General features: G+C 31.8%; 6 protein-coding genes and 1 pseudogene. 2 read left to right on the top strand and 5 right to left on the bottom strand.

What is annotated here, in order from left to right; translation table 11 throughout:
• From G575_RS0104075 to G575_RS0104050, 5 genes and pseudogenes are all read right to left on the bottom strand, one after another.
• A pseudogene (locus tag G575_RS0104075) lies at positions 1-200 on the bottom strand (ISL3 family transposase); the annotation flags it as partial.
• Between the two features lie 678 nt (positions 201-878).
• Complete coding sequence (locus tag G575_RS0104070; RefSeq protein ID WP_027971582.1) at positions 879-2,558, bottom strand: recombinase family protein; 1,680 nt, start codon at positions 2,556-2,558, stop codon at positions 879-881.
• Positions 2,559-2,813: 255 nt separating this feature from the next.
• Positions 2,814-3,323, bottom strand: coding sequence for a hypothetical protein (locus G575_RS0104060; RefSeq protein ID WP_027971581.1), 510 nt, complete (start codon positions 3,321-3,323; stop codon positions 2,814-2,816).
• Complete coding sequence (locus G575_RS0104055; RefSeq protein WP_027971580.1) at positions 3,323-5,263, bottom strand: DnaB-like helicase C-terminal domain-containing protein; 1,941 nt, start codon at positions 5,261-5,263, stop codon at positions 3,323-3,325. Before G575_RS0104055 ends, G575_RS0104060 begins: the two co-directional genes overlap by 1 nt.
• A gap of 267 nt (positions 5,264-5,530) precedes the next feature.
• Positions 5,531-6,475 (bottom strand): hypothetical protein, encoded by a 945-nt coding sequence (locus tag G575_RS0104050; protein WP_051176910.1) that lies wholly within the window; start codon positions 6,473-6,475, stop codon positions 5,531-5,533.
• 382 nt (positions 6,476-6,857) lie between these two features.
• Here G575_RS0104050 and G575_RS0104045 point away from each other — a divergent pair, with 382 nt between their 5' ends.
• Together G575_RS0104045 and G575_RS12580 are read left to right on the top strand one after the other, a co-directional pair.
• A complete protein-coding gene (locus G575_RS0104045) occupies positions 6,858-7,550 on the top strand; it encodes a LexA family transcriptional regulator (protein WP_027971578.1) in 693 nt (230 codons plus the stop codon).
• Positions 7,551-7,552: 2 nt separating this feature from the next.
• Positions 7,553-7,687 carry a hypothetical protein gene (locus G575_RS12580; protein WP_281168246.1) on the top strand — a complete coding sequence of 45 codons (135 nt, stop codon included), beginning with the start codon at positions 7,553-7,555 and terminating at the stop codon, positions 7,685-7,687.
• The last annotated feature ends 2 nt before the right edge of the window (positions 7,688-7,689 follow it).

Raw genomic sequence — 7,689 nt, 5'->3', positions numbered from 1 at the left:
TGGATATCAAGGAGTGGGATAGTTGAAGCTTTCTGAAAATCGTATTTCATCATTTTTCCCTGACAATGAGGGCAGTCAGGCGCTTGATAGTCCAACTTTGCCCGTATTTCGATGTGGGTGTGAAGGTGTACAACGAGAAGGATTTTAATATTTTTGTCTTTTAATCCGATTAAATCTGTGGTATCCTTAAGAAGTTCCATATGAGTCTTTCTAATGATGGTTTGGTCGCTTTTCATTATAAGTCATATAGGACTTTTTTCATACAGTCAAAAAGCCCTATAATATCAGAAGGGGGAGTTACCCACTACAGAAATTATAGAGCCCCAATTTTGTGCACCGATTCGGTGCTTTTTTTGTTTTTATAAAATAAAAACTAACTATAAATCAGTTTGCTCTTTCACCATATCAAAAACATAACCAAATATAAATCACAAAATAGTTTTTCACGATAAATATTAGAGACGAAGCACCTTATAATGAGTGCTCAGTGATTTTAAATTAATCAACTCAACAACATGTTATAACGTTATTATAATATATTTTTGTTTGAAAACAAATTATTTTCATATATTTTTCCATTTATAATTTGAGGTATTATTCTCTAAATATGACAAAAGTAACTCACCTCTCATTCACACTCTAAAATCGCCCAGCTTTATTCCTTGCATAATTCCTCTCTAAATGTAAAAAAGCGAGAACAATGATTAACATATTCTCGCTGAACTATTATATTTTATGACGTATCTATTTTTTGTCTACGCAGTCGACATCCAAACAGACGTTCACATCAATGGACTTTTTTTGCACCTTTTTTATGTCAAAATCACTCTTTTCAATAAAGACAAAATGCTTGAAAAAGTGCTTAAAATAAAGGATTTTTACCCGTTGCTTCGTTGTAGCAACACTACACACTCCACGTGCTCGTTATTGTCCAAACTAATTTCCAAATCTTTTTCAATAATAGGAAGTTTGAATATTATAGATTTTACCCATCTTCCACTATCATTTTTCTCATCTCGAATCTCAACTTTCTCAATTAGTAATTGACAAAATCGTTTCTTGTCGATATCCTCCATTACTGCTAATAGAGTTTCAAACTTTAATAAGATGCTATACACATTTTCAGCAGTCATTTTTTCTCTTTGTATTACTTCCTTCCTTTCTTTATTCTCTTCAATTAAACTTTCAACTTCTTCAATCATGTCATATATACTATCCAAGCGTTCATTTAAATCCTGGAATTTCTGATTATAATGACGATCTTCATAATCAAGATTGTCAATCTGTCTCATCAATGATAGTTTTGTTGAAAGGTATTTACGTAGCTGGGTTTCATATTGCTCCAATATTTTATCAATTTCTTCAGTATCAATTTGTATATTTATCTTTTCTTGGAGTTTTTTCGCAAATGATGGCTCGCTAACAATTTTACTTATTATTGTCAATACTTCCCGATCTAACGCTTCCATTTTTATCTGTTTTGTAAATGTACACTTATGTCCATCCATCATTTTTCTATGTTTACAAGAATAATAGAAATAGTGTTTGTAATATTCCCCATCTTTGTTTCTATTCTTCTTTTTTGAAATATTTCCATAAAGACTAGCTTCACAATATGGACACTTTACAATACCAGACAGTAAATAAATGTGTTCACCCTTTGGTCTATTTACTTTTTCGTATTTTTTACTTTGTGCCTTCAATTTTGCTTGAGTTTTTTCCCATAGAGCATCGTCTACTAGTGCTTCATGCTGACCTTCAACAACCATGTAACTATCTGAAGGTACTATTCTGATTTTATTAGTTTTAGAGTCGAATTTTGATTTTCTTCTACCAAATGCAATTTTACCGTTATAAACTGGATTTTTTAAAATATTTCGAATAACATTTGCTGAAAAATACGGTGTTTTTCCATTTTGTCGGATTGGTTTAGTAACTCCTAAATGTACTAAATGCTGAGCTACCTTATTTGAACCCATATCAGTATTAGCATACAAATCAAAAATCATTTTGATTAATTCCGCTTCTTCTTCATTGATTTGCAAAACTCCTTGCGAAATCGAATACCCCATTGGTGCAAAACCGCCATTCCATTTACCTTCACGAGCTTTTTGCTTTCTCCCTGCCATCGTCTGAGCTAGAATATTTTCTCGCTCCATCTCTGCTACTGCTGATAGTATTGTAATAACTAATTTACCGGCATCCTTCGAACTATCTAAACCATCATCTACACATATAAGATGAACATTATGGTTTTCCATGATTTCAAGTGATTTCAACGTATCAGCTGAATTTCTTCCAAAACGAGACAGCTTAAAAACTATGACACAATCAATGTTATCTCTTTCTGATTCTATATTATTCAACATCTCTAAAAATTGTTCTCGACCTAAAATTGATTTTCCTGACCTTCCAGCATCTTGATAAGTTTGAACAATTTCAATATTGAATGCATTTGCGTATTGTTTTATTCTTTCTTCTTGTGCAGCAAGTGAATAACCTTCAACTTGCATACCTGTTGAAACACGGGTATAGATATACGCTCTCTTTTTTATCATTTGTTTCCTCCTAAAAAGTTTGGACACAATTTCACGTTCTTTAAGTATTATATACTTTTATTCTTCAATACTCAATTTTTCACTTGCGTCCACTTCTTCTATTTTATTACCATATTTTTCAAGCATTTCTTCGATAAATCTTGCTAACTCATCCATTCAAGACCTCCCGAAGTCGGGGAGGTAGTTGGAAAAACTTTGTTTAATATTTTTAGAATTGCTAAAGACATTCGTACCTCCCTCAGTGCTTAAGTTTAATTATTTTTTATCAGACAGTTGAATTAGTAATTCTTCGTGCCTTTTCATTGCATTTTCTCGACGCATTTTTTCACCAACATCATCTGACTGTTTTTGTATATACGCCTCTTTCATATTATTTAGTAGTATGGTAACGAGTTCAAACAGTACAATTCTTGCAATCTCATTATTTTTCTCATGTGCTAGATACTTCAGCCTCTCCCTCGTTTCCATCGGATTTTTTGATAAATTCATTAATTTGAAATATACCTCTGCCAATATCCTACTGATTGGAATCTCTTCGTCAATCATTTTCATTATAATTGACATATATGATTGTACTTCGACTCTAATTGCTCGTGATTCCTCATGAATTTTTCTATAAAAATCATCTTTTTTTTGATTTAAGTCTACTTTGTGTTGTAGAGGACTGTAAGAATCTATCTTCTGTAAGAGAATTGTATCGTTTCCATTTTTAGTTTTCGTAGTCTCATTTTTCGATATTTTATTTAGCTTTGTAAAATCAACCATTATTTGTTCCTTTCATCGAAGTAATTAAACATTGCGTAAAAATCCAATTCTAGTTTTGTACCAGTTTGTCCATTCCGATTCTTGAGAATTACTAATTCAACTTCGCGTGGATTTCTAGCTTTTGCTTCATTTGCATCAAATCCACTTTCTCCAACACCTTTAAACTGTAATCCAATTAGTACATCGCTTGAATATTCTATCGCACCGCTTTCTTTGAATGACTGCATACCAACTGGGTTATTATAATTATCTCGATTAAAACTAGATATACCTATGACAGGCATTTTAAAATCGCGACTAATGCGTTTCAATTCCAATACGGCTTTATCTGTATTCTGTTTATCTGTTGCGCGATCATTAAAAGGTGCTAGAATCTGTAAATAATCAATTATTAGAATTGGCGTGTTTCCCGTATATTGAATATGCTTTTCAACCATTGTCCGTACTTCTTTCACACCGATGTTGCCAATCCCCTCAACAATAAAAATATGATCAGCAAAGTTACCATAACTGTTTATCGCTGTTTTTATTAGTTCTAACTCTGTCTCGTTATAGTTTGGATATTTTCGTCCTGTCGTTATTCCTCGGACAGTTTTTGCATTTCTTGTATTACCACCATTTTTGATTACTTCAACTATTGTATTTCTACTAATGCTTTTAGCAATAATCTCATTTCTTGCCATTTCTAAGCTTATTATTAGTACATCATATCCTTGCTCTGCGATTTGATCTGCGATTTGAGTTACAAGAGTTGTTTTGCCAAGAGATGAAATTGCACCAACAATATACAGTCCTTCATAAAGCCCACCATCAAGAAGTTCGTCCAATCCTTTAAACTTTGTTGGAATATATGGTGTATTTACATTATCAGTAATTCCATCAACAAAGTTTTGTAAATTTTTTCCCGCAGAGAGATTTAAATATTTTTCTTTTTCTGATTTTGAATTTTCTAGTGCTTTTGCAACAAGTTTTGAAAAAGTCTCTCTGTCTTTCATTAGCATTGCATTCGGATCTTTGATATCTCCATCAACCAAACGGGCGAACTTAAACGAAATATTTTTTTCTTTTAATTTTTTTGCTAATTTTTCTTGAGCATTTTTTCCTGCAATATCACTATCAAATGCAAGGAGTAATGGGCATTTAAGCTCATTATCGGATACTAAATCAATAAACTTTTGAATATTGCTTGTACTCCCCAAACCAACAGCAACAGCTCCAACTTCCATGACACTTAAAGCATCTATTTCTCCTTCAACAACGAAGATTGGTTGATTCAAATTACTTTTTATTGCTTTAGCATTAAAGATGTTAGATCCACCCACTTTAGTTTTTGCATACTTTTGTTGAAAATCTGGAATAACATCTCGTGTATCACGAGCAAAATAACTATCTTTCGTAATTGGAATGATTAAACGAGGACTTCCCGAAATATTTTCTGGCGCATTCGGATGCTTCCAATTTTCGACATATCCAATCATAAATTTTCTAAGTATATCATCACTTAATCCTCTTTGGTACGCATAATTTGTTTTATGTAAATTAGCATGAACTTCCTTAAAGAAAGATGTATAATCTTGTTTCTCAGTATTTTCCATCTTTTCTCCAATTTGATTCTTTTGTTGAAAAATAATTGGATCTAAATTATTAGAATAAAAATCGGCCGAAATATTAAACATTTCTTTTGCTCGATTCAATTGACTGGTGAATTCATCAATTCCTTCTACGTAACCGATAAGATCGAGTATATCGCCCGATTTATCGCATGCAAAACATTTCCATCTCAGTCCTTCTTTCGAAATAAAAAATGCACCTGATTTGTTCTTACCATTTCCGCTTCCGCATAATGGACAGATATAGCTTTCTCTATCACCTTTTTTACTATGTACAGTAATTTCATCTACATAATCTCGCAGTTGAGATTTAATTTGATCAATTGACATTTTTATTACCTTTCTAAATCATTCCTGTAAAAAAGAAAGTCGACTTTTTCTTTTTACGGGAACATTTTAGCATTTCACCAAATTTCAAATTTGGTGATAATGCCGCATTATTAGTTTTATTAGTATTGAATAATTTGTACACGAAAAAAGCCTTTGAAATCAACCGATTAAAAATTTTTCACCTCATCATATATACCCCTCTACCTCGCTATATATACCCCAGCACCTCACTAAACATACCCCAAATTTTTCATTTTAAATACATTGTTAAATCCCTTTTACTGAAAATTCAATCTTTAAATTTTCAAATATAAAGTAATGTCCAAACTCATTAAGCTGTTCATCAGAAAGTTCAACACCTTTCGAGTTACAATAATTCCAAAATTCAAGTACACCATTTTCTACTAATATATCTAAAGATTTTACGAGTTTTTCTTCAATTCTCTCTGTCCACGAACCATTTTTAGCACGAACTGTCTCGATCGATGGAATATCTGGTGCAGTTTGTAATAAACTTTTTACCGATATTATTTTATTCGTCCCTTTCTTTCTATTGTTATTTATACTTTGATGAAGTGCTAATTTTCTTCCAAGGGAATAAGCGTTCGAATTACGTTCGTCAAGCCTAAACAATGAAATTGGAAAACTCATGACGTAACTAGATAACAAATATCTTGCAAACGACTCAGTAAATACGAATGTATAAATACTATTTTTGCATTCGTACATTTGACAAATACGCATCTTTTTAAAATTCACTTTATTTCCACTTCGTTTTTCTGAAGATTCAATTGAAATACTATAGATTATTTCCAAAGCCTCATTAATTAATCTTCTGACGTTTTTTCTTGTTGAATCATTTTTTATTTTTGTTTTCCCTAGCAGATAAGCATATTCATCCAAGCTAAATTGAATAACCGTTTCAATTTTCTCATTTTCATTTTTTTTATATTCATTTATGTCCGAGAGACATTTAACTAAAAAATCAAGCATTTTAAAAACACGAAGTTTTAAAGAACATTTCGTTGAGTAATTTTCAATAAATAATGAACAATCATTTAAATCAAAAAGTGCTTCATTCTTTAAAATGGGATTGACTTTAGTTGGCACACAATTCTGACTAACTGAAAAAATTTTATTCAATCCTGGTGCATTAAGTATTTTTGCGATAGCAATTTCATTGTGTTGTGAAATATCATTCAGTTGATTCATAATTTTATCCTTTTTTCAATTAAATTATTGAAATTCTTAAATCGTAATAAACAAAAAAAGACATCAACAAAACGTTAATGTCCCTTCATTCAATACAATAATGATTTTCAAAAGATATTATGCCAATAAAATAAAAAAATAAAATCCGAATTAAAATAAACTGATTTAATCTCCACTGCAGAGAATTTTAAGTTAAAATAAGTCGAAATAAGTAAAAAAATCTAGGAAAATCAAGATATTATCACTTACTCAGTAGCTTTTGATTCTAAAAGGTTGAACAAATTGGTGAACAAAATCTTTTATACTTTAACATTTCCACTTGTCAAAATAAAAAATCTGTTGTAAACTGGTTATAAGTTATTAAACTTACAAGGAGGCTGAAATGTTCTCACCCAAACGATTAAAAGAAAAAAGAACAGAATTAGGATTTTCACAAGCTGAAATAGCACGAAAACTGAATATTAGTCGCATGTCTTTTAGTGCCTGGGAAAGCGGAAAAACCAAACCAAATCAAAAAAATCTTTCAATACTTGCTGATATTTTCGACGTAGAGGAATCTTTTTTTGAATCTGAATATACTATCGTTCAAAACTATCTTCTACTCACATATGAAAATAAATTAGCTGCCGAGGATTATGTTGAACAACTGTTAGCATCTCAATCCATTGCTGAGAATGTTGTGTCACTGTTCTCCTATCAGGTGCTTTCTGAAGTTCAATTATCTGCTGGTCCAGGTGAAGGTCTCTACGATGAATTTGAAACTGAGACTGTCTATTCGGAAGATGAATATACAGGATTCGATATAGCAACATGGATTTCTGGTAATTCTATGGAACCTATTTATAAAGACGGAGAGGTTGCGTTGATTCGAGCTACTGGATTTGATTATGATGGGGCTGTCTATGCATTAAACTGGAATGGAGCTCTCTACATCAAGAAACTCTATCGTGAAGAAGATGGCTTTAGAATGGTTTCTATCAATCCAGATGTTGCCGAGAAATTTATCCCCTCTGAAGATGAAATCAGAATTGTTGGCAAGGTTGTAGGGCACTTCATGCCGGTGATTGGAGGGTAGAGATGTTAAAGTTTGTTAAAGAAATGATTTACCTCAAGGAAGACCGCATTATCTTATCTCTTGAAAAAAAAGAATTCGACGTAACAGATCATCTGACAGAATTGGTCGATGAACTAGCAAAACTAAAAACAAGGTGAAT

Origin of the sequence: Streptococcus plurextorum DSM 22810 (assembly GCF_000423745.1) — a bacterium.
GTDB lineage: Bacteria > Bacillota > Bacilli > Lactobacillales > Streptococcaceae > Streptococcus > Streptococcus plurextorum.
Note: the sequence above shows the minus strand (reverse complement) of the source record. Positions and strands in the feature narration are given on the sequence as shown.

Coding starts and splice junctions, on each gene's coding strand:
- G575_RS0104050 (WP_051176910.1), bottom strand. CDS start 6,475: ATGAATCAACTGAATGATATTTCACAACACAATGAAATTGCTATCGCA.
- G575_RS0104070 (WP_027971582.1), bottom strand. CDS start 2,558: ATGATAAAAAAGAGAGCGTATATCTATACCCGTGTTTCAACAGGTATG.
- G575_RS0104055 (WP_027971580.1), bottom strand. CDS start 5,263: ATGTCAATTGATCAAATTAAATCTCAACTGCGAGATTATGTAGATGAA.
- G575_RS12580 (WP_281168246.1), top strand. CDS start 7,553: ATGTTAAAGTTTGTTAAAGAAATGATTTACCTCAAGGAAGACCGCATT.
- G575_RS0104060 (WP_027971581.1), bottom strand. CDS start 3,323: ATGGTTGATTTTACAAAGCTAAATAAAATATCGAAAAATGAGACTACG.
- G575_RS0104045 (WP_027971578.1), top strand. CDS start 6,858: ATGTTCTCACCCAAACGATTAAAAGAAAAAAGAACAGAATTAGGATTT.